This window comes from Shimia sp. MMG029, from assembly GCF_027947445.1.
Lineage (GTDB): Bacteria > Pseudomonadota > Alphaproteobacteria > Rhodobacterales > Rhodobacteraceae > Shimia.
Window position 1 is genome coordinate 12,235 of record NZ_JAQJIM010000004.1, and the last position, 24,211, is coordinate 36,445.

Consider the following 24,211-nt stretch of genomic DNA (forward strand, 5'->3'; position numbering starts at 1 on the left):
TGTGCCCCCATGACCAGCTTCCACCTTTCTCTCGACCTAAGTTCTGCAAATGCGACCCAAGATCTGGCAATTCGCATTGGGGCCACGTTGCAACCCACTGACGTTTTGCTGCTCGAAGGCCCAATCGGAGCTGGGAAAACACATTTTGCACGCAGTCTCATACAATCGCTTTTGCCTGTCGCGGAAGACGTGCCCTCGCCGACGTTTACCTTGGTGCAAGTGTACGAAACGGCCGAAAGCGAAATCTGGCATACAGACCTCTATCGGCTGACATCTCCTGATGAGGTCGTTGAGCTTGGTCTCACAGATGCATTTGAGGAGGCAATCTGTCTTGTGGAATGGCCAGACAGGCTCGCTGATCTGCAACCTGACAACGCCCTGTTTCTTTCCTTCTCGCTCGGTAAAGACGAAGGTCAAAGGCACCTGAGGATCACGGCCAAAGATCAAAAATGGGCGCCCTTGTTTGAAAGTCTCGCGCAATGACCACCCGCGAAGAAGAAATCGCAGAGTTTCTCTCAAGCACCCGCTGGTCTGCAGCGCGGCACGCTCCACTCGCAGGGGATGCCTCAAGTCGCCGATATCGGCGTCTCCATCATTCCAATGGTGATACTGCGATTTTGATGGATGCACCGCAGGAAACTGGCGAAGATATCCGACCATTTCTCCGCATCGCCCAATTCCTGACAGAAAACCAACTCTCCGCACCTGAGATTTGGCACAGCTCAGAAGCGCTTGGGCTTATTTTGATGGAAGATTTTGGAGACGCGCTGTTTGTCTCTGCAATTGCTGATCGCTCCGCAGATGAGCCCATGCTCTATCAAGCTGCCACAGACGTGTTGCTTGATCTCCATCAGCATACGCCACCGCCAGAACTCAGCGTGATGGACAACCAGACGCTGGCGCAGATGACCGACCTCGCCTTTATCTGGTATGGATCTGAGGCCTCTGAACCGGCGGAAAAGGCGTTGTCCGCTTTTACAGAGGCGTTTCTGCCAAAGCTTGATAAGTTTTTGCCCGCACCAAGCGTTCTGGCCCTACGCGACTACCATGCTGAGAATTTGATCTGGCTTCCAAACCGCGTGGGCGCCGCGCGCGTGGGTTTGTTGGACTTTCAGGACGCGCTCGTGGGGCATCCTTGCTATGATCTTGTGTCTCTGCTTCAGGACGCGCGCCGAGATGTTCCTAATGATGTCACCCAAGCAACGAAAAAGTACTACCTAGAGAGAACCGGCGCAGATCCCGATCTGTTTGAGGTCAGCTACAGCTTGCTTGGTCTTCAAAGGAACTTACGTATCCTCGGCGTTTTTGCACGCCTGTGCAAACTAGCTGGCAAACCTCACTATGTGGATTTCATACCGCGTGTTTATGGGCATGTGATGCGTAATTTGGCGCATCCAGAATTGTCACAAATCGCTGAAATCTTGCGCCCCGCCCTGCCCGAACCATCATCCGTTTTCCTCCAATCTCTGAGAGACCAATGCGCCAAGACCCCCAAGCCGTAATGCTGTTCGCCGCTGGTTTTGGCACCCGAATGGGCGCTCTCACCAAAGACTGTCCAAAACCGCTTTTGAGGGTTGCTGATAAAACGCTATTGGATCATGCGTTAGAGCTTGCCCAAGGCATTGCCCCCAAAACTTGCGTGGTGAATGCGCACTACAAACATGAGCAAATCACACAGCATCTCAGCGGATCTGGGGTGCGTGTTTCCATTGAGGCGCCAGACATCTTGGATACCGGCGGTGGGCTGCGTCAGGCTCTACCACTGCTGGGAAACGGCCCGGTTTACACCAGCAATACCGATGCAGTCTGGCAAGGGCCAAACCCGTTTGAGCTGCTGAAATCCGCTTGGAATCCTGACATCATGGACGCGTTGTTGCTGTGTGTTCCGCAAAAAAATGCTGTTGGCTACACACGAGGCGGAGATTTTCAACTTGATCAAGAGGGACGTTTGAGCCGCGGGCCTGGTACCGTTTACACAGGCGTGCAGATCTTAAAAACAGACAGGCTCTCTACTATCGAAGACGAGTCGTTCTCGCTCAACGTAGTCTGGGATCAAATCCAAAAAGAGGCGCGCCTCTTTGGGCTGATCTATCCTGGTACCTGGTGCGATGTTGGCACCCCTGAGGGCATCACGCTCGCGGAAGAAATGTTGGAAAACTCCCATGTTTGAGACGACAGAGACCCCGCGCATTTTCGCGCTCGCCCCTGGTGTCGATTTCCCCAAAGCACTTGTTTCCGGACTGCACCAGCGGTTTGTTGGCATGGCACCACAAGAGATTGCACGCACTCAAATCATCGTAAACACTGCACGTATGGCAAGGCGCATTCAGTCGCTTTTCCATGACGGTCCCGCGATGCTTATGCCACGTATCCAGTTGCTTGGAGAGTTCGCAAACACCGAGTCCGCCTCCCTACCCAAGGCCACGTCTCCCATTCGACAGCGGTTTGAATTGATACAGCTGGTCACGCGTTTGCTGGAACAGCAACCAGACCTGGCAGCACGCGCGTCAGTCTATGATTTGGCGGACAGTCTGGCGAGCCTCTTTGACGAAATGGCCGGCGAAGGTGTGTCGGTTGAGACAATAGAAACACTGGATGTCGCAGATCAATCTGGTCATTGGGCGCGAGCGCAGTCTTTCTTTTCCATTGCGCGGCACTTTCTGGATGATTTGGAGAGTGCCCCAGGTGCAGAGGCCCGTCAACGCCGCGCGATCGAGGAGATCATTGCCCGCTGGGATGCAGAGCCCCCCAAACACCCAATCATTTTGGCGGGCTCTACGGGCTCTCGTGGTACCATGCAGCTGTTGATGCAGGCGGTGGCACGCCTGCCACAAGGAGCGGTAGTCCTCCCTGGCTTTGATTTTGAAATGCCTCAGGACACATGGGGCCATCTGAGCACAGCACTGGAAAGCGAAGATCACCCGCAGTTCCGCTATCATGCCTTGCTGGATACACTAGGTCTGCCAATAAGTGCGGTTTTGCCATGGGATAGCACCCCCGCCCCCTCTGAGCTGCGAAATCGGCTGATCTCTCTTGCTTTGCGCCCTGCCCCGGTTACGGATCAGTGGCTCAGTGAGGGGCCCACTCTGGGTGATCTGATGCCAGCCACTGAAAACATCACGTTGGTCGAGGCCACAACGCAGCGAGAAGAAGCGCTCACAATCGCGGCGCGTATGCGCAAAGCCGCCGAAGACGGTCAGACCTGTGCCTTGATCACGCCAGACCGGATGCTGACGCGCCAGGTCACCGCTGCGCTTGATCGCTGGAACATTGTACCGGACGACAGTGCGGGACAACCTTTGCAACTATCTCCGCCGGGCCGTTTCTTGCGCCATATAGTGGCTCTGTTTCACCAAAAACTGACCTCAGAGGCACTGCTTACCCTTCTGAAACACCCGCTCACCCATAGCGGTGTGGAGCGTGGCAGACACTTGCTGAACACCCGAAACCTGGAGCTTTGGCTGCGTCGAAAGGGAGTGACCTATCCCGAAGCCGAAGCAATGACGGCCTGGGCCCAAACACAAAAGGACGACATGTCCGGCTGGATGCGCTGGTTGACGCATAATTTTTGCAAGCAATTGCGTTCAAACACCCCAATGGAAGCGCTGTTTGATGCGCATATTTCTCTCGCAGAAGCGATTGCGCATGGCCCCCTCCCAGATGGAAAAACGGGCAGCGGAGGGCTTTGGCAAGAGGCCGCTGGCCGCGCTGCGACCCGTGTTTTGGCGGATGTTCGAGAGCATGCGCCAGTGGTCGGGGAGATTTCACCTGCTGATTATGCCGATCTCTTTGGTGCGCTTCTGTCGCGCGGCGAGGTGCGTGATCGCGATGCAGGGCACCCGCATATCTTGATCTGGGGTACGTTGGAAGCGCGCGTACAGGGCGCAGACCTCGTGATCCTTGGAGGGCTCAACGAAGGCAGTTGGCCAGAGGCGCCAAGCCCAGACCCGTGGCTCAACCGAAAAATGCGCAATGACGCGGGTCTTCTGTTGCCAGAGCGACGGATCGGCCTTGCGGCGCATGATTTTCAACAGGCGGTGGGAGCACCAGAGGTTTGGCTCACACGCGCCATACGATCTGATGAAGCGGAAACCGTTCCATCGCGCTGGATCAATCGATTGACAAATCTATTGGGCGGTTTGCCAGACCAGAACGGGCAGAAGGCGCTGGAGGGCATGTATGAACGCGCGCAGGTTTGGCTTAACCGAGTGCGAGCCTTGGAAACCGTTCCGATGGTGCCCCCGGCCAGCCGCCCTTCGCCAACACCACCCGTCGCGGCACGCCCACGCCGACTTTCAGTTACGGAAATCAAACGCCTGATCCGCGATCCCTATGCGATTTACGCCAAACATGTGCTGCGCTTGCGCCCACTTGATCCCCTAATGCGGACACCGGATGCGTTGCTGCGCGGCATCGTTGTGCATGAGGTGTTGGAAAAACTGGTCAAAGAAAGCGCCGATCAAGATATTCCCGTCACACTTGCCCGTATTATGGATATATCAGAGTCTGTTTTGGCACAAAACGTCCCTTGGGCCACCGCACGCGCGCTTTGGCTCGCGCGACTTGCGCGCGTCTCTGATCACATTGTGCATGGCGAAGAGCGCCGCAGAACGCGTGCGACGCCGATCGCGTTTGAGGCCGAAACAAGCGCTCAAATCGAAGAGTTGGATTTTACGCTGACAGCAAAGGCGGATCGAATTGATCGTACCAAGACAGGCGATCTGATCCTGTACGACTACAAAACAGGCGTGCCGCCTTCAAAAGACGAGCAAACCTATTTTGACAAACAGTTGCTTCTGGAGGCGGCAATGGCCGAACAAAACGGGTTTAAAGGCATAGACCCTGCGCAGGTTGCAGACGCAATCTACATCGGCCTTGGTGCCTCGCCAAAAGATCAACCAGCGCCTTTGGCAGAAACACCTACAGAAAAGGTGTGGGAGGAGTTTTCGACCCTCATCAGTCACTATCTGGAGGATGGCAAAGGCTTCACCTCTCGCCGCGCCATGCAATCAGAGCGCGACGAAGGTCTCTACGACCAACTTGCACGCTTTGGTGAGTGGGATGCAACTGACGAACCCGCCCCTGAGGAGCTGACATGAACGCCCCTGCAAGCCCTCCCAATGATGCAACCTTGCGCCAGATCACTGCGGCGCGACCTGATGCAAGCACATGGCTTTCAGCCAATGCCGGGTCGGGCAAAACCCGTGTGCTGACAGACCGTGTGGCGCGGCTTTTGCTCGAAGGCGTACTGCCACAACACATTCTGTGCCTGACCTACACCAAAGCCGCCGCAAGCGAGATGCAAAACCGGCTTTTCAAGCGTCTTGGTAGCTGGGCCATGAAAAGTGATGCAGAGCTTGCCGAAGAGCTTGCAGAGCTTGGTGTTGTTGGTAAATCGAACGCAGACGACTTACGGCAAGCGCGCACGCTGTTTGCCCGCGCTATTGAAACGCCCGGTGGCCTGAAAATTCAGACGATCCACTCGTTTTGCGCGTCTCTCCTGCGCCGTTTTCCCTTGGAAGCTGGTGTGTCACCTCTTTTCTCAGAAATGGAAGACCGGGCCGCTGCCTTACTGCGCGAGGATATTGTCGAGGCAATGGCTGAAAGCGAAGATGCCCCATTGCTGCGCAATCTGGCGGTTCATTTTACAGGCGCCGCTCTCGAGGATCTTACAGCAGATATCACTCGGCATGCGGACCGTCTGAGGCACACAAAGGACACAAACGAACTGGGCGCCATGCTTGGTCTGCCTGATGGCTATGATCAAACACAGCTCTTGAGTGAGGCGTTTCTCGGCGGAGAAATGGAGCTCTTGACCAATCTTATCAGCGTCTTGCGAACTGGTGGCACCAACGACAATCGAGCGGCAGACAAACTCTCTGCCATTTCTGCCCCCAACCTGTCGGCACTGGAGATTTTGGAAACAGTTCTCCTAAACGGAAGAGGGGCAAAATCGCCCTTTTCAGCCAAGTTAGACTCTTTTCCAACCAAGGGTATGCGCACAAAGCACGTTGATCTGATGTATCAACTTGAACCACTGATGCTGCGTATTGAAGATGTGCGTCCGCGGCGTATTGCATTGCGCGCCATGGAGCGAAGCGCAGCGCTACAGGCATTTTCAGCGAAATTTCTTGAACGATACGACAAAGCAAAACAGCAGCGTGGCTGGCTGGACTTTGACGACCTGATCTTGCGCGCGCGTAACCTGCTCAACGAACCCGCTGTCGCAGAATGGGTGCTCTATCGCCTTGACGGTGGCATCGATCATATTTTGGTCGATGAGGCACAAGACACGAGCCCTGTTCAATGGCAGGTTATCGAGCGGCTGGCGCAGGAGTTCACGTCGGGCACAGGCGCGCGCAGTGATGTAACCCGGACCATCTTTGTGGTGGGCGATCAGAAACAGTCAATCTACAGTTTTCAAGGCGCGGATCCGGCAGAGTTTGACCGCATGCGCGAAGAATTTGCGGCACGTTTGCAACCAACCGGCAACCAATTGCAAAACCTGAGCCTTGAGTATTCATTCCGCTCCTCACCTGCGGTTCTCAATCTTGTGGACACTTGTTTTGAAAACCATACCTCTGCAGGTTTTCCCCAAGGCAACCGCCACATCGCGTTCAACGATGATATGCCGGGACGTGTCGATCTTTGGCCGGTGGTGGAGCCTGTGGGCAAAGCGGAAAAAGATGAATGGTTTGATCCCGTGGACCGGCTTGGAGACACACATCATACGGTGATCCTTGCGGAACGTGTCGCCGCGCAAATCAAACGGATGATTGTGCAGGACACTATAGCCGACTCACGTGGACCTGATGGCAAGTTCACACAGCGCGCCATTCAGCCGGGTGATTTCTTGATCCTTGTGCAGCGCCGATCTGATCTGTTCCATGAAATCATCCGCGCCTGCAAACTGGAAGGTCTTCCGATCGCTGGCGCAGACCGCTTGAAGGTTGGCGGCGAAATGGCCGTGCGCGATTTGGGCGCGTTGTTGTCTTTCCTTGCGACGCCAGAGGACGACCTGTCACTGGCCACAGTGTTGCGCTCTCCCTTGCTGGGGTGGTCAGAACAAGAGTTGTTCGATCTTGCCCATCGACGGACGCCGGGCTCTTTTCTTTGGACAGCTTTGAGAGACCGCGGAACAGAATTTCCTGCAACCATGGCAATGCTGGATGACATGCGCGGGCAAACTGATTTCTTGCGGCCCTATGACCTCATCGAGCGTATTCTCACACGTCACAAAGGGCGCCATGCCTTGCTTGCGCGATTGGGTGCGGAAGCGGAAGACGGCATCAACGCGTTGCTCAGCCAAGCGCTGGCTTATGAAAAATCCTCTGTCCCTAGTCTCACAGGCTTTCTTCAATGGATGGAAACTGACGATCTGGAAATCAAACGACAGATGGACAGTGCGTCCAACCGGATCCGCGTGATGACGGTACATGGCTCTAAGGGGCTGGAAGCGCCCATCGTGATCATGCCAGATACTGGAAAAAGACTGATCAAGACCGACGCGCCGATTGTGCCTGTGGACCAAACCGCGCTTTGGAATATGTCAGCAGACGCTGCACCCGACATCCTTGCAAACGCGCGTGCAGACATGGCAGAAGCACAAGCCGCAGAGCGTTTGCGCCTGCTCTACGTGGCCATGACACGAGCTGAAAAATGGCTGATTGTTGCGGCCGCTGGCGACCTCGGCAAAGACGGCAACAGTTGGTATGATATTGTGCGCAGCGCCATGACCGCATCCAATGCCGCGCAATTCAAATTCCAAGGCGGCGAGGGACTCAGGCTTTCTCATGGAGACTGGTCTGGAGCGGTTTCTAAGGAGGCAGAGAAAGCTGAAGAGCCAGATTCAAAGGTCCCAGATTACCTGCGTGCAGCGGCACAAGTACCCGACTTGAAGCCTACCACAATTAGCCCTTCGGATCTTGGTGGGGCCAAGGCGCTCGCAGGTGATCAAGGGCTTGATCAGGAAACTGCCATGCAGCGGGGGACATGGCTTCACTTGCTCTTGGAACACCTTCCCACATATCCGCAGCCTCAATGGGACCAAGTTGCGGAGAGTCTTTTGCAGGACGACCTTGCGGAGATGGAAACTGGTGTTTTTGCGCAATTGCTGAAAGAGGCAAAATCAAACTTAACTTCAGCTGCGCTAGAATGGATTTTTGCGCCCGACGCGCTCGCAGAGGTGCCAATTACCGCCGATCTTGGCACGCACCGGCTGCATGGCATAATCGACCGTCTGATCATTCAGGAAACTTGTGTTTGGGCCATCGATTTAAAAACCAATGCGGTGGTTCCTAATAAAGCAACAGAAACCCCTGATGGTATTTTGAAACAAATGGGCGCCTACACGCATGCTCTAGAACAGGTCTTTCCCGGCAAGAAAGTCCACACAGCAATCCTTTGGACAGCACAGGCTGAGCTTGTAGAGCTGCCACACGATCTTGTGACAAAAGCGCTGCGTGCCACCGCATATCTTGACGCCCCGCAATCACAAACCTAGGTTCCATCAACCAAGACTTACCATATCCCCTTTCAGGAGACCTCCAATGGCAACCGTCGCTGTGACCGATGCAACATTCGATGAAGAAGTAAAAAATGCCGACGTGCCCGTCGTCGTAGACTTTTGGGCAGAATGGTGCGGCCCTTGTAAACAAATCGGCCCGGCGCTCGAAGAGCTTTCCGCGGAGTACGACGGAAAAGTCAAAATTGCCAAAGTTGATGTAGACAGCAACCCGAACGCCGCAGCTGCACTGGGTGTACGCGGCATTCCTGCGCTGTTCATTTTCAAAGATGGTCAGGTGATCTCCAACCGTGCAGGTGCTGCTCCAAAAGCTGCGCTGCAAAGCTGGATCGAAGATTCTCTGTGATCTGAATACACATCGAGAACTTAGAAAGGCGCTTCCTCGGAGGCGCCTTTGCTTTTGGGATATCACCAATGAGGTGTTATCGATGCCCCAGACACTTGTGCCTTATGGCTGTCAGGCTCATATAAGAGCCCAGACAAAAGGAGCTTTTCATGTCAGAGGATCAATTTCCCGGTTGGCACGGCACCACGATCATCGGTGTGAAAAAGGGTGGCGAAGTTGTGATTGCCGGTGATGGGCAGGTTTCACTTGGCCAGACAGTGATCAAAGGCACCGCGCGCAAGGTGCGCCGTTTGTCCCCGGGCGGGCATGAGATTGTTGCTGGCTTTGCAGGCTCCACCGCAGATGCTTTTACCTTGCTTGAACGCCTGGAGGCCAAGCTGGAAGCCACGCCGGGCCAACTGGCGCGCGCTTCTGTAGAGCTGGCAAAAGACTGGCGGACTGACAAATATCTCCAAAAACTTGAGGCGATGCTGATCGTTTCGGATGGCGTCGATATATTTGTCATCACCGGGGCAGGGGATGTGCTTGAGCCGGAGCATAATGTCACCGCAATCGGCTCTGGTGGTAACTTCGCGCTCGCAGCTGGACGCGCGTTGATGGATACGGATCTGTCAGCCGAAGAGGTGGCTCGCAAGGCCATGGCAATCGCTGGTGACATTTGCGTGTACACCAATGGCAACCTCACCTTGGAGACCATCACAAAATGACCGAGATGACCTACACCCGCATGGGAAACTCCGGACTTGTTGTGTCTCGTCTGGCGCTTGGCACCATGACCTTCACACATGGGTCAGATTGGATTCCCGGCGTGGCCAAAGTAGGTCTTCAGGATGCGCAGCGCATGGTGGATGTGGCGCTTGATGGCGGTATCAACTTCTTTGACGCTGCGGATGGGTACTCCAATGGGGAAGCTGAGGACATCCTCGGCCAAACGCTGAAGGGCAAACGCAACGAAGCGGTGATTTGTACCAAACTGGGTTTTCGCCAGAATGACCGGATCACCAACGCCGGGCTGTCCCGTGGGCATATCCTATCGTCAGTCGATGGCTGCTTGAAGCGCCTAAATACCGATTGGATCGACCTACTTGTCTTACACAAGACAGACTTTACCACACCAATGGAAGAAACCCTTTCAACGCTTCAGAACGTCATAGACACAGGCAAAGTCCGTCATATCGGTGTGTCCAACTGGCCAGCCTGGAAGGTTGCACAGGCAGTGCAGTTTCAACGTGACAACAGCATGAGCCAGTTTGTTGCGGGGCAGTATCTCTACAACACCGTGAGCCGCGACATCGAAATGGATGTGCTGCGCATGGGAGAAGAACTAGGCGTTGGCCTCATGGCATGGTCACCGCTCGCAGGCGGGCTTTTGAGCGGGAAGTATGACCTCGATAAGTTAGAAGACAGTGATGGACGTTTGGCGGAAGGGGATTTTTTGCAAGTCTCCAGAGATCAGGCAGAGGCTGCGATTGTGGCTCTGAACTCTGCAGCCAGTGCGCATAGCGTAACTCCTGCTCAAATTGCACAAGCTTGGATTTTGAACAAACGACGCGATCACACCGTGATTGTCGGCGCATCAAAGCTTAGCCAGCTTGAAACCGCGATCTCTGCAGCCAATATCGCCCTGAATGCAGAAGAAATGGCCGCGCTTGATGCTGCTGCTGCGCCGGGTCGCCGCTATCCTGAGTGGTTTGACGACATGATGAAAGACGAGTTGTTTGCCAAAGTGCTCGCGTAACAAGAGACGTTGAACCCGCATGATTTCCAAAGATGATCTCCGCGCCGCCGTCGGCTCTGGCCTGTTAAACGAGTCGCAAGCGGCTTCGCTTGCGGCTTTGGCTGACAGCCGGCGTGGCGCGCGCGAAGACCTTGCGCCCGGTGATGAACCGTTTGAACTGTTTAAAGGGTTCAATGAGATTTTCATTGTCATTGGCCTTCTGATCCTCGCAGGTGGGTGGGCTGCTGTGAACGGTCTTTCGATGGCCGTAGAAATCGTCGACTATAAAAGCAAACTTGTGACCACTGCAGGCATTTCAGCCCTCGTTCTGTGGGGTTTGTCAGAGTATTTCATACGCCGTCGCCGCATGGTGGCGCCAGCGATTGCACTTTCTTGTCTTTGGGCGATCAATGCCGGCTCCGGCATTACGGCCTATTTTGCGCAACCCTTCATGGTGGCACAGGAAGATTTCTCCAGCCTGCCATTCCCGCTCGCACTCACCACAGTGGTGATGTTTCTATATTGGCTGCGGTTCCGGGTGCCCTTCGCTATGGCCCTGATCGCGCTTGGCGTATTTGGGGTGGCAATGATGGTCGGAGCCAATCAAGCGGGCACGCCCGCGAGCCTCTCTGATATGTTCCTGCTGTCTGCAGGCGGACCATTTGCCTACATCACGCTGGCTGTGGGGGCAGGTGTTTTTGCTGTCGCCATGATCTTTGATATGTCAGATCCACACCGCGTCACACGGCGCGCGGCTCAGGGTTTCTGGCTCCATGTCGTCGCAGCACCGGCACTTGTGAACACGATCGCGCTTAGCCTTTTGGAACGCGACAGCGCTGGCGCAAACACAACGCTCTTTGCAGTGTTGTTGCTCTTTGCTTTCATCGCCATCATCATCGACCGCCGCTCTTTCCTCATCGCAGCCATTGGCTACACCGTCGCTCTCGCTGGGACAGTATTTGAGGGCGAAGGCGCGGCCATGACAATTTTCCTCCTTGGTATCTTCCTTGTGGTGCTTGGCGCCTTCTGGGCACGCATTCGCGCAGCTCTTCTATTGCCGCTCTCTGGCATTCTGCCACTGCACCGCTTGCCACCGTCTCACTGATTGGACCTCACATGACTGATCTAACTCCTCGTGAAATCGTTTCTGAACTTGACCGTTTCATCATCGGTCAGAAAGACGCCAAACGCGCCGTCGCCGTTGCGCTGCGCAATCGTTGGCGCCGAAAACAGCTGTCCGATGACATCCGCGATGAGGTCTACCCAAAGAACATCCTAATGATCGGCCCCACTGGCGTTGGTAAAACCGAAATCAGCCGCCGTTTGGCAAAGCTCGCCCGTGCCCCCTTCATCAAAGTTGAGGCCACAAAATTCACTGAAGTGGGCTATGTGGGCCGTGACGTGGAACAAATCGTGCGTGATCTGGTCGATGCAGCCATCATCCAAACCCGTGAACACATGCGCGAAGACGTAAAAGTCAAAGCCCATGCCGCGGCAGAAGACCGTGTGATCGAAGCCATTGCAGGCACAGACGCGCGCGAGGCGACGCGCGAGATGTTTCGCAAAAAGCTCAAAGATGGCTTGCTGGACGACACTGAGATCGAGCTGGAAGTGGCGGACACCTCCAACCCGATGGGGGGCATGTTCGATATTCCCGGCCAACCTGGCAGCCAGATGGGCATGATGAACCTCGGAGATATCTTCGGCAAAGCACTGGGTGGTCGCACCGTCAAGAAACGCATGACAGTTGCTGAAAGCTATGAAGTGCTAATTTCAGATGAGGCTGACAAGCTGCTGGATGATGAAACCGTCAACACCGCCGCCCTAAAAGCTGTGGAGCAGAACGGCATCGTTTTCCTGGATGAGATCGACAAAGTATGCACCCGCCAAGAAGCGCGCGGTGGGGATGTTTCTCGTGAAGGTGTTCAGCGCGACCTGCTGCCGTTGATCGAAGGCACCACAGTCTCAACCAAGCATGGCCCGGTAAAGACCGACCATATCCTGTTCATCGCCTCCGGTGCGTTCCATATCGCAAAACCATCTGATCTGTTGCCGGAGCTTCAGGGGCGTCTCCCGATCCGCGTCGAACTGCGCGCCCTGACCGAAGAAGACTTCGTCCGCATTCTGACCGAAACAGACAATGCGCTGACACGTCAGTACACCGCGTTGATGGGCACCGAAGAGGTCATTGTAACATTTACCGACGATGGCATTGCAGCGCTTGCCAAGATCGCTGCTGAGGTAAACCAATCGGTGGAAAACATCGGTGCACGTCGCCTCTACACCGTGATGGAACGGGTGTTTGAGGAACTCAGCTTCTCCGCACCAGATCGATCCGGAGAGGAAATCACCGTTGATGCAGCATTCGTAGAAACGAATTTGGGCGAACTTGCGAAATCTATGGACGTCAGCCGCTACGTGCTCTGATTTCTTCTGGTTCCATTGGGTAAAGACGGCCATAGTCCCGGAGAGTTATCTTTCCGGAGCTTTCTTTTTGCGCCTAGCGCCAAAAGCCCAATCCTTTGAGCCGCTGCCATGATTTCTACCCGTGCATTCTTACGGCAAAACGGGCGCTTTCTTTTGCCCGGTGCTGCGCTGATGTTTCTGTCCTGTTTTGGACAGACCTTCTTTATCGGAACCTTTGCGGCCGATATTCGTGCCGATTTTGATCTGTCACATGGGGAATGGGGCGCCTTTTACATGCTTGGCACAGGCACATCCGCATTGGTGATGCTTTGGGCGGGCACGCTCGCTGATCGCATCCGTGTGCGCCTGCTTGGCCCTGTAATGCTCATTTTTCTGGCATGTGCGTGTTTTGCACTATCGCAGCTCACGTGGGTCTGGGCGCTGCCTGTCGTTATCCTCGCGCTACGATTTACCGCCCAGGGGATGCTCCCTCATATTTCTGCTGTGGCCATGGCTCGCTGGTTTTCCGCGTCTCGTGGGCGCGCGTTGGCCTTTGCCACAATAGGCTTCATGCTGGCCGAAGCGGTCATGCCAATTGCGGTGGTGTGGTTAAAAATCCGTATTGATTGGCACATGATCTGGATCGCCGCCGCCTGCTTTTGCCTTATCATGGCGCCGATCATTTTCATACTCCTGCGCCAAGAACGCGCACCAAGCAGTATCACTTCAGAAAACTCTACACTTGGCATGGACGACCGCAACTGGACACGGTGGGAGGCTCTTCGCCATCCGGTTTTTCTCTCTGCAATTCCTGCGATGATGGCTTTCCCGGCCTTCGCCACCGTGTTTTTCTTCCAACAAGCCTATTTCGCGGAAATAAAGGGCTGGTCCCACCTCTCTCTTGTCGCTGTCTTCCCGCTTGGGACCGCTTCGTTTGGCCTGTCGACCTTGATCTACGGCTGGTTGATCGACAGATTTGGTGCCGCACGTCTTATGCCGTTTTATCTTCTACCGCTTGTGGCCGCGTTCACGATCCACGCCTGGGCACCCACGGTAAGTTGGGTCGCTGTAGGCGTCATTTTGATGGGGGTGGCTGGGGGAGGCATGGCAACATTGCCCGCATCGGTCTGGTCTGAATTCTTTGGTACGGCACATCTTGGCGCGATCAAAGCCACTGTGGCAGCCTTTGGCGTCCTAGGATCTGCGCTTGGGCCCGGTTTGTCGGGGTGGTTGATTGATTCAGGCGTCGCCTATGAAAGCCAGCTCCAGAGCTTTGCCGTTTGTTTTGCATTCGCAAGCGTCGCGATGATCATCCCTTTTGCCCGGGCGCGCCGCAGACTACCGACGCCGTAGATAAACATAGTACGCCCCGGTGCCACCGTGTTTGATGTGCGCTTCAGCTACCTGCAAAATGCAGCTTTTCATCGGGGGCAGGGCAAACCACTGTGGTACCTGATGTTTGAGAACGCCGCGCCGCGTCGGAATTGGCCCATCATCACGTTTGGATTTGCCTTTGCCGGTGATCACCAACACGAGCCGTTTTCCTTCCCCATGGGAGCGCATGATAAACCCGGTCAACGCCCCATGCGCCTGATCGGCAGTCATGCCATGCAGGTCGATTTTGCCTTCTGGAACCAGCTTTCCGCGTTTCATGCGGCCAAAGGCTTTCTTGTCCATTTGTACAGGCTGCCGCGCAACACGATCTGAAACAGATCCCAACAGGTCATGCCCGCGCAATTCAGACGAAGCGCGCGATCCAACTTCAAATGCTGGCAGGGCAGGGGATGCCTCCCGCAAGCGTGGTTTCTTCTGGGGCTTGGGCTTTGGAAGAGGCAAATCATGCGATTTCGCTGCTGGATTAAGACGCTCTGCCGTCTCCGCAACCTTACGCCAAAGCGCAACTTCATCTTCGCTTAGTTTTCGCCGTGTCACAGAACCGACTCCGGCAGCATGGCATAAGCGCGCTGGATCGGCAAAAGAACAACCATGCGACCTGAGTCTTTCAAAGTCCCCGCGGCAAGACCAGCAGCATCGCCAGTGCCAAAGAAGATATCTGCACGCTGTGCTCCTTTGATGGCGGATCCTGTATCTTGCGCGATCATCAAACGACGTATCGGACCGTCTCCGTCTTTTTCCACCCATACCGGCGCGCCAAGAGGTGTAAATGCAGGATCAACGGCAATGGAACGAAGCGTAGTGATCGATCGGTTCATTGCGCCTAGCGGACCTTTGTGCGCAGGCACACGACTGACCTCTCGAAAGAAGACAAAACTGTCATTGTGTCGAAGCAGTTCCGCACCATCCACAGGGTTACGCTTTACCCAATTCTTGATGACCTGTGCACTCACCTGATGCGCGCTGTAGATGCCACGCCGAACAAGTTCTGCACCGACAGATCGATACTGATGGCCATTCGCACCACCGTATCCCACTCTGATATAGCCGCCATCTGGGAGGCGCACGCGGCCGGATCCTTGGATTTGAAGAAAAAACAGCTCTACAGGATCGTCAACCCAAGCAATCTCCAAACCGCGGCCGGCCATTGCGCCACTTGTTTCGATCTCGCGTCGTGTCAGCCATTGTCCGCCTTTTCGAACCTCAGGAGGCACACGATATATCGGATATTGATATTGGCCGCCGGGACGTTTCGCACCATTGAGTTCTGGTTCAAAATATCCGGTGAACAATGCGCCTCGGCCTGACTCTTCTATGAGTACCGGCCGAAAGAGCAGCTCAAAGAACTTCCTGGCATCAGAAATGCCTGTCGCCGCCGCGCAGATCGTTTGCCAATCTGGTGCATCCAGATCGGCGCAGGTGTTTAGAAATACCTGACGGGCCGCCTCATGATCATCTGCTGCCCATCCATCAAGGTCTTCAAACGAAAGAATTTTCATAGTCGTTTCGGACATCGCTACGCTCCCGACCAAGAGACCGGCCATCAGATGGGCTGCGGCAAACGCCGCCCGAAACGTCTTATTCATTCGCCTGTGGCAACAAGCTGCCAGTTAGGATCATCCGCTCCCATCACGCGCGCGAAGGTCCAAACATCTTTTTGCCGCTTGATCTGACTATCACTGCCTTCCACGATGTCGCCACCGTTGTCACGCACAACATGGGTCAGTTCCCCAATAAAGCGCACAGTGATTTCGCCTTCTTTGGTGGTATCATCAAATGTGGCGTCTTGAAGAACCATTTCGCGCACACCGACAAATTCACTTTCGACAGTCAGACCTTTTTCTTCGCGCATCTGCACGACATATGCAAAGCTCTCATAGACTTCTTCTCCGAGAAAATCTTTGATGTCGGAAAGCTCACCTTTCTCAAACGCCATGAGGATCATCTCATAAGCGCCGCGGGCTCCCCCAAGGAAATCATTCACGCCGAACTGAGGCTCAGCGGATTTCATCTTAGCCAAGGCTTCAGCCTGGGGGCTGCCTTCTTCGGCATGGTCCAAGATATCTTGATCCGGACCTCCCTCAATCACTTCGAGCTCTGGCCCCCGACGACGGGACGGCGCTGCGGCTTCCTGACGAGGGGGTTCAAACCCATCACGTGTTCCCAGTACATTGCGCAAACGCAGGATCAAAAACACAGCAATACCGGCAAGAACCAATACTTGAAGAAGGGTGGAGTTCATTTGAACCTCTTGTTGGGCATGGAAACAACTGTCTCACGCACTTATGTAAGTTACAGGCGGGGTCAAGTCCACCTCGCCAGAGGATGACATTGGAGTTAAACGAAGATGTGGCTTCTTATAGCCTTTATTGCGATCCCAATGATTGAGATCGCACTGTTTATCAGTGTTGGTGGCGCTATTGGCCTTTGGCCGACATTGGCAATTGTTCTGTTGACAGCAATCCTGGGCACCCACCTTGTGCGCTCTCAGGGTCTCGCTGCCATCGGAAATGTTCAACAGTCTTTCAACGAATTGAATGATCCAACTGAGCCTTTGGCGCATGGCGCAATGATCCTGATTGCTGGTGTTCTTCTGCTAACACCTGGATTTTTTACAGATGCCGTTGGCTTTGCCTTACTGACACCTCCGTTTCGCTCTGCTGTGTTTCACTACGCTCGAAAACGCATAAAGGTGCAAAGTTTTTCCATGGGAGGTTCGACCGGCGCTTCATTTCACGCGCAGAGTGCAAAGCGCCGCTCTGGAGCGCAAGAAAATGAGGTCATTGACGGAGAGTTTACTGAAGTCGACCCATCCACTGAATTTGCTGCCAAACAGGACAATCAGGTGAAAAAACCCACACATTCGCCTTCAGGTTGGACAAAGCATTGAGGCGCATAGTTTGACCTGATAAAGCAGGCCAAACGCGATTTTTTTGGAGACCAAAAATGGCAGAAACTGAAAACGGTGCTGCACAGCAAGCGCCGCAGCTGAAAATGAACGTTCTGACCCAGTTCGTGCGCGACATGTCGTTCGAGAATATTCTCGCTCAAAAAGGCTCTAGCGCAAACCCACAGCCTGATGTCCAGGTACAGGTGAACTTGGATGCCAAGAAGCGCGCCGCAGATAACCAGTTTGAGGTTGCTATCAAACTGAACATCACAGCCAAGAACAAAGATGACGGTGCTGAAATGTTCATCCTTGAGATGGACTATGCTGGCGTTTTCCACGTTGAAGGCGTGCCAGAAGATCAACTGCATCCGTTCCTTCTGATCGAATGCCCACGCATGTTGTTCCCATTCGTGCGTCGCATTGTGTCAGACGTGACACGCGATGGTGGTTTCCCACCATTGAACTTGGAAACTATTGATTTTGTAGCACTTTATCGCGCTGAACTCGCGCGTCGTGCACAGGAACAGAGCGAACAGCCTGTCGCCAACTGATCAGTTTGGCGCTGCCCCTTTGGCAGCGCCTTACCCAAACTAGCCGAGTTTGGACCAGAGGGCGTCAGCGCCCATTTTCTCCACAAAAGCTTTATGTGCCTCCGCTTCCGCGTCTGAAAGCCGAGACGGCAAAGGCGTTGGCCTGGCACTTGGACGCCAGTCATCCTGAATGGTGGCACTTTTCTTTTCTGAAGTATTATTAGACGCCAAAACCAGATCTGGTTGTCGTCCGCCAATCAGCTCGAGATACACTTCAGCCAGAATTTCGGAGTCAAGAAGAGCACCGTGCAACGTCCGTGAGGAGTTATCGATCCCAAATCTGCGGCAAAGAGCGTCCAGCGTTGCAGGAGACCCCGGAAATTTCTTACGCGCCATTTCCAACGTATCGACAGCGCGTTCCATCGGAATTTGCGGCAGGTTCATCCAGCTCAATTCGGCATTTAAGAATTTCATGTCGAACTTGGCATTATGGATGACAAGTTTGCTATCATTGCCGATGAAATCGAGAAACTTTTGGCCAAACGCGTTAAACACAGGTTTGTCGCGCAGTGTCACCTCTCCCGGCGCGGCATCACGAGGGATATCCAAGAGATCTGGGCCAATTCCATGCACCTTGAACGCCTCATCCGGCATAGATCGCTCAGGGTTGATGTAGACATGAAATGTCTCGCCGGTTGGCAGGTGATTGTAGAGCTCCAACGCACCGATTTCGACGATACGGTCGCCAGAAAACGGATCAAAGCCTGTGGTTTCCGTATCAAGTACGATTTCACGCATGATCCAACTGTCCTCTGATGGTTTTCACGATCTTCTCCACCTGAGACCGGGCGTGGTCAAGTGTATCCGTTTCTACCACGTAGTTTGACAATGCCACTTTTTTTTCGTTTGGCATCTGTTTTGACCGAATATGCTCAAACTGGTCTTCGGTCATCGTACCACGTTCCAGCACACGTTTTTTCTGTATTTCAGGTGAAACAGAGACACACACAACCGCGTCCATCGCTGCCTCGCCACCTGTTTCAAAGAGCAATGGAATGTCAAAAACGAGAATATCGGAGGCTGCTTCTTTGATGAAGTCAGCGCGATCTTGAGCGACCAGAGGATGGACAATTTTTTCTATTTTGCTCAGCACAGACGCATCTTTTGCAATCAGCTCTTTCAACCGATCTCGCGAAATCGCACCGTTCTCTATCGCATTTGGCAGTACTGCTGAAACAGGCGCAACAGCTGCGCCCCCTTTCGCATAAAACCTGTGCACAGCCGCATCCGCATCCCAAACCGGGCAGCCTAACTCTGAAAAAAAGCGCGCTGTCGTCGACTTCCCCATGCCGATAGAGCCGGTCAAACCGAGCTTGAACACTTGTTTGGTCATCCCAAAACGACCTGCCGTGTGGCTTCATCCACAACAGGACGGCGACCAAACCAACGCTCAAATCCCGGGACCGCTTGATGCAGCAACATTCCAAGGCCATCAACAGTCACACATCCGCGCTCTTGGGCTGTTTTGAGGAAATTTGTGACCAGAGGGTTATACACCAGATCCGTCACAACTGTTTCACTGCGCAAACCATCCATCGGTATCCGAAGCTCAGATTTACCGGCCATCCCCAATGAAGTTGTGTTCACCAGTGTCGCCGCTTCTTCGAGAATATTGCCGGCCTGGACCCATTCGATGACTTTAACGCGCGCGCCAAAATCCTCTCTTAGACGTTCGGCACGAACCCGTGTACGATTTGTGATCAGGATCTCGGGCACGCCAGCATCTAGCAAAGACGCCACTACAGCACGGGCCGCCCCCCCGGCGCCAAGCACCACAGCAGCCCCATTTTCTGCCCGCCAGTCAGGTGCGCCATCGCGCAAGTTTTCTATGAAACCATAACCGTCTGTATTATCGCCCATAATACTGCCATCAGAGCGAAAAATCAGTGTGTTCACAGCACCGATAAGAGTGGCGCGATCGGTGATCTGATCCACAAACTGAACAACGCGCTCTTTATGAGGGAGTGTCACATTGCAACCAACAAACCCCATCCTTGGCATTGCTCTTAAGACATCCTCTAAATCATCGGCGGCCACCTCCATTGGGATGTAATGCCCTGAAATTTCATACTTCTTCAGCCAGTGCCCATGTAGCAAAGGTGATTTCGAATGCGCGATTGGATTGCCGATCACACCGGCAAGGGGAATGGAAGGTAGGGTCATTGTTCTAGGTCTCCCCTGACGGTCAAATATGAGAGTATTTCCACAAGTGGCATTCCAAGCACCGTGAAATAATCTCCATCGATTTTATCAAACAGCCGAACACCCTCTTCTTCGAGTTTATAACTTCCAACAGCATGGGAGATACTGTCGAAATTGCGCGCGACATACTCTTCCAAAAACGCGTCGCTAAAGTTCCTCATAAAGAGCCTTACGACACCGACGAACCTCCAGATCGGTTCTCCATTTTGGTAAATCACCGCTGCAGACAGCAACTTATGCCGTGTGCCACGCAACATTAAGAGCTGATTGCGTGCATCAGCGACACTCGCTGGTTTAGAAAAGATGGTGCCGTTAAGTTCTAAAACCTGATCGCATCCAATAACGGTGGCTTCTGGTCGTTTAGAACTCACTTTGCGCGCTTTCGCTTCCGCCAGCGCATCAGCAATATCCTGCGGGGAAGCGCCTTCTGCTTGTAGCGCACGTTTGATCATCTCTTCATCCACACGCGGCTTCACTGTCTCAAAGTCTACGTTTGCATTCCGAAGCAACTGAGCCCGTATCTCAGAGCCCGAAGCGAGGATCAGGGAAGAGGTCATGTGGATAAATCCGTGGAGAAGGAAAGGAACATCTGGTGAGTCCTTTCTGGAAACTTCTGTGAGATTTTGCAAGCTGGGGAAACTCACCCAGACTTCAGGGAAATCCCCCGTTTTCCTGCACCGTGGATGAGGAAAACTTTACCTGGGGGAGGAATCAGCCGCATACCGCTTCATCCTCATCTTTACCCACAGCCATCCACAGATCATGTTTTTCTCAAGTCTTTGACTCTACATGACTTTTTTCACTTTAGCCCCAGATGTGGGAGTCTTCTTAGAAATTCTATCCTCCTGTGTAAAACTGCGTGGGAAATTCCATAATCCACAGGTTTTGGCGTCCCAACAAAATCATCATCCTTTTCTAAATATATTTATTTATTTAGAGAGGGTGGGCTCGTCCCAAGGATCAAAACCGCATGAGCTACTTTCTGGTAGACATTTACCCTTATGTTCTCGCTTTCCATATCATGGCTGTGATCAGCTGGATGGCGGGCTTGTTCTATCTCCCTCGTCTATTCGTCTATCATGCGGAAAGAGCTCAGCAGGGGGATCAGCTCGATGAAACGCTCAAAATCATGGAATACAAACTTCAGCGCTACATCATGGCGCCTGCGAGTGTTGCGGCATGGCTTGCAGGTCTCACACTGGTTTTTACGCCCGGAATTGTCGATTGGTCGTCAGTTTGGCCGTATACCAAGGCATTTGGGGTAATCTGCATGACTGGGTTTGATCACTGGCTTATGCAAATGAGAAAGAAGTTTGACCGGAACGAGAATACCCTCACCGGACGCCAATATCGTTTGATGAACGAAGTGCCGACGATCTTGATGGTCATCATCGTGGTTTCGGTGGTGGTGAAATTCTGAATTTATTGACTCAGAACAGCGAAAGCCGTATCTGAGTCGTCAACTGGCCCGTCCGGGTTAAGTGTATCCCTTATATAGAGCACATGACCTGCCCCATTTCGGGCAGCACAGGATTTTTTCATGACACAAGAAAAGCTTGCTCTTGGCGATTTGAAAGCCAAAAGCCCAAAAGCACTCTTGGCAATGGCCGAAGAGCTGGAAATCGAGAACGCATCGACGATGCGCAAGGGCGAGATGATGTTCCAGATTCTGCGCGAGCGCGCGGATGATGGTTGGGAAATCTCTGGTGATGGTGTTCTTGAGGTGCTCCAAGACGGTTTTGGTTTCTTGCGCTCTCCTGAAGCCAACTATTTGCCGGGCCCCGATGACATCTATGTCAGCCCAGATATGATCCGTCAGCATTCTCTGCGTACGGGTGACACTGTGAATGGCGTTATGACCGCGCCTGGCGACAATGAGCGCTATTTTGCGCTGACTGGTGTGTCTCAGATCAACTTTGAGGCGCCAGAGAAAGCCAAGCACAAGATTGCGTTTGACAACCTTACACCGCTCTATCCGGATGAGCGCCTGAAGATGGAGATCGAAGATCCCACCATCAAGGACCGCTCCGCTCGTGTTATTGATTTGGTGGCGCCAATCGGTAAGGGGCAGCGGTCTTTGATTGTGGCTCCGCCACGAACCGGTAAAACCGTATTGCTGCAAAATATCGCGCACAGCATCGAAGCCAACCACCCAGAGTGTTACTTGATCGTTCTGCTGATCGACGAGCGCCCGGAAGAAGTGACAGACATGCAGCGCTCCGTGAAAGGGGAGGTTATTTCCTCTACCTTTGACGAACCGGCCACCCGCCACGTCGCTGTGTCTGAAATGGTGATTGAAAAGGCAAAGCGCCTTGTGGAGCATAAACGAGATGTTGTGATCCTTCTGGACTCAATCACAAGACTTGGTCGCGCTTTCAACACCGTGGTGCCTTCCTCTGGTAAAGTTTTGACCGGTGGTGTAGACGCCAACGCGTTGCAACGCCCCAAACGTTTCTTTGGTGCTGCCCGTAACATCGAAGAAGGTGGATCGCTGACCATCATTTCAACTGCGCTGATCGACACCGGCTCGCGTATGGACGAGGTGATCTTTGAAGAGTTCAAAGGCACCGGTAACTCTGAGATCGTGCTGGATCGTAAAGTTGCAGACAAACGTGTCTTCCCGGCGATCGACATTCTCAAATCCGGTACGCGGAAAGAGGATCTGCTCGTCGACAAAGGCGATCTGGCCAAGACTTTCGTACTGCGTCGTATCCTCAACCCGATGGGCACCACGGATGCTGTCGAATTCTTGCTTGGTAAGCTGAAGCAAACCAAAACCAATGGCGAGTTCTTTGACTCGATGAACACTTAAGGAATGTGACATGGCCTATGTGCCAGACACAGTTTTCGCCTTAGCAACGGCCCCCGGTAAAGCGGGGGTCGCTGTCGTTCGTGTGTCCGGTTCCCGGGCTGCTGAGGCGGGCAGGGCGCTTTTCGGAACGTTGCCCAAACCAAGATTTGCTGCTTTGAAGATTTTGAAAGACAGCGAAGGCCGTCGTCTGGATCAGGCTTTGGTGCTCTATTTCGAAGAGAAAGCCAGCTTCACCGGCGAAGAAGTCCTTGAGCTTCATCTGCATGGCTCTACCGCCGTGGTGAACGCAGTCTTGCGAGAGCTGTCCGAGATGGAAGGTCTGCGTCTGGCTGAAGCGGGGGAATTCACCCGACGCGCTTTGGAAAATGGCTGTCTTGATCTTGCGCAGGTAGAGGGTTTGGCGGATCTGATTGATGCAGAAACCGAAGCCCAACGGCGGCAAGCCTTGCGCGTTTTGTCTGGCGATCTCGGTGATCTCGCGGGCAAATGGCGTAGAGATCTGATCCGAGCTGCAGCTCTGATTGAAGCCACCATTGATTTTGCCGACGAAGATGTTCCTGTCGATGTGACCCCTGAGGTCACGGAATTGCTCTCTGGTGTGCGATCTGAATTGGATCGTGAGATTGCAGGAGTAGATACCGCCGAACGCATTCGCACTGGATTTGAGGTGGCTATTCTTGGCGCGCCCAATGTCGGGAAATCCACTTTGCTCAATGCGCTTGCCGGGCGCGAAGCGGCGATCACCTCTGAATATGCTGGCACCACGCGCGACGTGATTGAGGTTCGTATGGAGCTGAATGGCCTTCCTGTGACCTTGCTCGACACCGCTGGATTGCGCGAAACGGATGATCATGTTGAAGGCATTGGGATCCAACGCGCCCGTGAACGGGCAGAGGCTGCGGATTTGCGCGTTTTCCTAAAAACTCAGGATGAAAGCCCTGACTTTGAACCTCTGCCAGAAGATGTGATCCGGATTGCAAAAGCTGACACGCTCGATGATCTCGAGAACGCGATATCTGGAAAGACTGGTTTTGGTGTCACCGAGTTGGTGTCTGAAATTACGGATAAACTGTCAGAACAGGCATCTCGATCCGGTGTCGCAACGCGTGAACGTCATCGTATCGCTATGAAGCGCGCATCAGAGTCCCTTGATGCAGGTCGGGCTGTTCTCGCTTTGGGACCAGATCACTATGATATAGGTGCTGAAGAGCTGCGAACGGCGATTCGATCCCTTGATTCAATCGTTGGGCATGTCGATGTAGAGAACTTGCTGGATGAAATTTTCTCGAGTTTCTGTATCGGAAAGTAATCAAAGTTAAGGGAGTGTTT

General features: G+C 53.7%; 23 protein-coding genes. 16 read left to right on the top strand and 7 right to left on the bottom strand.

The genetic code is table 11. The features are described from left to right. Positions 1-9 precede the first annotated feature (9 nt). The 11 genes from tsaE (at position 10) to PJL69_RS11330 (ending at position 14,346) form a co-directional block, all read left to right on the top strand. Complete coding sequence (gene tsaE, locus PJL69_RS11280) at positions 10-483, top strand: tRNA (adenosine(37)-N6)-threonylcarbamoyltransferase complex ATPase subunit type 1 TsaE (RefSeq protein WP_271309742.1); 474 nt, start codon at positions 10-12, stop codon at positions 481-483. Beyond that, positions 480-1,502: an aminoglycoside phosphotransferase family protein gene (locus tag PJL69_RS11285; protein WP_271309743.1), complete on the top strand. Its 1,023-nt coding sequence runs from the start codon at positions 480-482 to the stop codon at positions 1,500-1,502. Before tsaE ends, PJL69_RS11285 begins: the two co-directional genes overlap by 4 nt. Next, complete coding sequence (locus PJL69_RS11290; protein WP_271309744.1) at positions 1,478-2,170, top strand: nucleotidyltransferase family protein; 693 nt, start codon at positions 1,478-1,480, stop codon at positions 2,168-2,170. The genes PJL69_RS11285 and PJL69_RS11290 overlap by 25 nt, the downstream gene beginning before the upstream one ends. After that, on the top strand, positions 2,163-5,099 hold the full coding sequence (gene addB / locus PJL69_RS11295; protein ID WP_271309745.1) for a double-strand break repair protein AddB: 2,937 nt from the start codon (positions 2,163-2,165) through the stop codon (positions 5,097-5,099). Before PJL69_RS11290 ends, addB begins: the two co-directional genes overlap by 8 nt. Beyond that, positions 5,096-8,503, top strand: a complete 3,408-nt coding sequence (addA, locus tag PJL69_RS11300) for a double-strand break repair helicase AddA (protein ID WP_271309746.1) — start codon at positions 5,096-5,098, stop codon at positions 8,501-8,503. Before addB ends, addA begins: the two co-directional genes overlap by 4 nt. A 46-nt stretch (positions 8,504-8,549) precedes the next feature. After that, entirely contained in the window at positions 8,550-8,870 is a 321-nt protein-coding gene (trxA, locus tag PJL69_RS11305) for a thioredoxin (RefSeq protein WP_271309747.1), read from the top strand. Positions 8,871-9,019: 149 nt separating this feature from the next. Beyond that, on the top strand, positions 9,020-9,577 hold the full coding sequence (hslV, locus tag PJL69_RS11310; protein ID WP_271309748.1) for an ATP-dependent protease subunit HslV: 558 nt from the start codon (positions 9,020-9,022) through the stop codon (positions 9,575-9,577). Next, the gene (locus PJL69_RS11315) at positions 9,574-10,608 is read left to right on the top strand and encodes an aldo/keto reductase (protein ID WP_271309749.1); all 1,035 of its coding nucleotides are present in this window, start codon (positions 9,574-9,576) and stop codon (positions 10,606-10,608) included. Before hslV ends, PJL69_RS11315 begins: the two co-directional genes overlap by 4 nt. 19 nt (positions 10,609-10,627) lie before the next feature. After that, on the top strand, positions 10,628-11,692 hold the full coding sequence (locus tag PJL69_RS11320; RefSeq protein ID WP_271309750.1) for a hypothetical protein: 1,065 nt from the start codon (positions 10,628-10,630) through the stop codon (positions 11,690-11,692). Between the two features lie 11 nt (positions 11,693-11,703). Then, entirely contained in the window at positions 11,704-13,014 is a 1,311-nt protein-coding gene (gene hslU / locus PJL69_RS11325; protein ID WP_271309751.1) for an ATP-dependent protease ATPase subunit HslU, read from the top strand. 108 nt (positions 13,015-13,122) lie between these two features. Beyond that, complete coding sequence (locus PJL69_RS11330) at positions 13,123-14,346, top strand: MFS transporter (RefSeq protein ID WP_271309752.1); 1,224 nt, start codon at positions 13,123-13,125, stop codon at positions 14,344-14,346. Here the strand turns inward: PJL69_RS11330 and PJL69_RS11335 are convergent. From PJL69_RS11335 to PJL69_RS11345, 3 genes are read right to left on the bottom strand one after another with little or no spacing between them, the layout of a single operon-like run. After that, complete coding sequence (locus tag PJL69_RS11335; protein ID WP_271309753.1) at positions 14,332-14,925, bottom strand: Smr/MutS family protein; 594 nt, start codon at positions 14,923-14,925, stop codon at positions 14,332-14,334. The two genes, PJL69_RS11330 and PJL69_RS11335, sit on opposite strands and share 15 nt — an antisense overlap. Next, positions 14,922-15,974, bottom strand: coding sequence for a murein transglycosylase A (gene mltA, locus PJL69_RS11340; protein WP_441347483.1), 1,053 nt, complete (start codon positions 15,972-15,974; stop codon positions 14,922-14,924). Before mltA ends, PJL69_RS11335 begins: the two co-directional genes overlap by 4 nt. Beyond that, positions 15,971-16,630: a Tim44/TimA family putative adaptor protein gene (locus PJL69_RS11345; RefSeq protein ID WP_271309754.1), complete on the bottom strand. Its 660-nt coding sequence runs from the start codon at positions 16,628-16,630 to the stop codon at positions 15,971-15,973. Before PJL69_RS11345 ends, mltA begins: the two co-directional genes overlap by 4 nt. Positions 16,631-16,735: 105 nt before the next feature. On the opposite strand from PJL69_RS11345, the gene PJL69_RS11350 reads away from it, so the two are divergent. Beyond that, on the top strand, positions 16,736-17,278 hold the full coding sequence (locus PJL69_RS11350) for an FxsA family protein (RefSeq protein WP_271309755.1): 543 nt from the start codon (positions 16,736-16,738) through the stop codon (positions 17,276-17,278). 56 nt (positions 17,279-17,334) lie between these two features. Further along, a complete protein-coding gene (gene secB / locus PJL69_RS11355; RefSeq protein ID WP_209097776.1) occupies positions 17,335-17,829 on the top strand; it encodes a protein-export chaperone SecB in 495 nt (164 codons plus the stop codon). A gap of 39 nt (positions 17,830-17,868) precedes the next feature. On the opposite strand, the gene dnaQ is transcribed toward secB, so the two are convergent. From dnaQ to PJL69_RS11375, 4 genes are read right to left on the bottom strand one after another with little or no spacing between them, the layout of a single operon-like run. Next, a complete protein-coding gene (gene dnaQ, locus PJL69_RS11360; protein ID WP_271309756.1) occupies positions 17,869-18,606 on the bottom strand; it encodes a DNA polymerase III subunit epsilon in 738 nt (245 codons plus the stop codon). Then, positions 18,599-19,201 carry a dephospho-CoA kinase gene (gene coaE, locus PJL69_RS11365; protein ID WP_271309757.1) on the bottom strand — a complete coding sequence of 201 codons (603 nt, stop codon included), beginning with the start codon at positions 19,199-19,201 and terminating at the stop codon, positions 18,599-18,601. The genes dnaQ and coaE overlap by 8 nt, the downstream gene beginning before the upstream one ends. Beyond that, positions 19,198-20,031, bottom strand: coding sequence for a shikimate dehydrogenase (locus tag PJL69_RS11370; RefSeq protein ID WP_271309758.1), 834 nt, complete (start codon positions 20,029-20,031; stop codon positions 19,198-19,200). The genes coaE and PJL69_RS11370 overlap by 4 nt, the downstream gene beginning before the upstream one ends. Next, the gene (locus tag PJL69_RS11375; protein ID WP_271309759.1) at positions 20,028-20,627 is read right to left on the bottom strand and encodes a Maf family protein; all 600 of its coding nucleotides are present in this window, start codon (positions 20,625-20,627) and stop codon (positions 20,028-20,030) included. The genes PJL69_RS11370 and PJL69_RS11375 overlap by 4 nt, the downstream gene beginning before the upstream one ends. A gap of 413 nt (positions 20,628-21,040) precedes the next feature. Between PJL69_RS11375 and PJL69_RS11380 the strand changes: the two genes are divergently transcribed. The 3 genes from PJL69_RS11380 (at position 21,041) to mnmE (ending at position 24,191) form a co-directional block, all read left to right on the top strand. Beyond that, the gene (locus PJL69_RS11380; RefSeq protein WP_271309760.1) at positions 21,041-21,490 is read left to right on the top strand and encodes a CopD family protein; all 450 of its coding nucleotides are present in this window, start codon (positions 21,041-21,043) and stop codon (positions 21,488-21,490) included. A 120-nt stretch (positions 21,491-21,610) separates the two neighbouring features. After that, positions 21,611-22,882: a transcription termination factor Rho gene (gene rho, locus PJL69_RS11385; RefSeq protein WP_209097782.1), complete on the top strand. Its 1,272-nt coding sequence runs from the start codon at positions 21,611-21,613 to the stop codon at positions 22,880-22,882. Positions 22,883-22,892: 10 nt separating this feature from the next. Next, positions 22,893-24,191: a tRNA uridine-5-carboxymethylaminomethyl(34) synthesis GTPase MnmE gene (gene mnmE, locus PJL69_RS11390; protein WP_271309761.1), complete on the top strand. Its 1,299-nt coding sequence runs from the start codon at positions 22,893-22,895 to the stop codon at positions 24,189-24,191. The last annotated feature ends 20 nt before the right edge of the window (positions 24,192-24,211 follow it).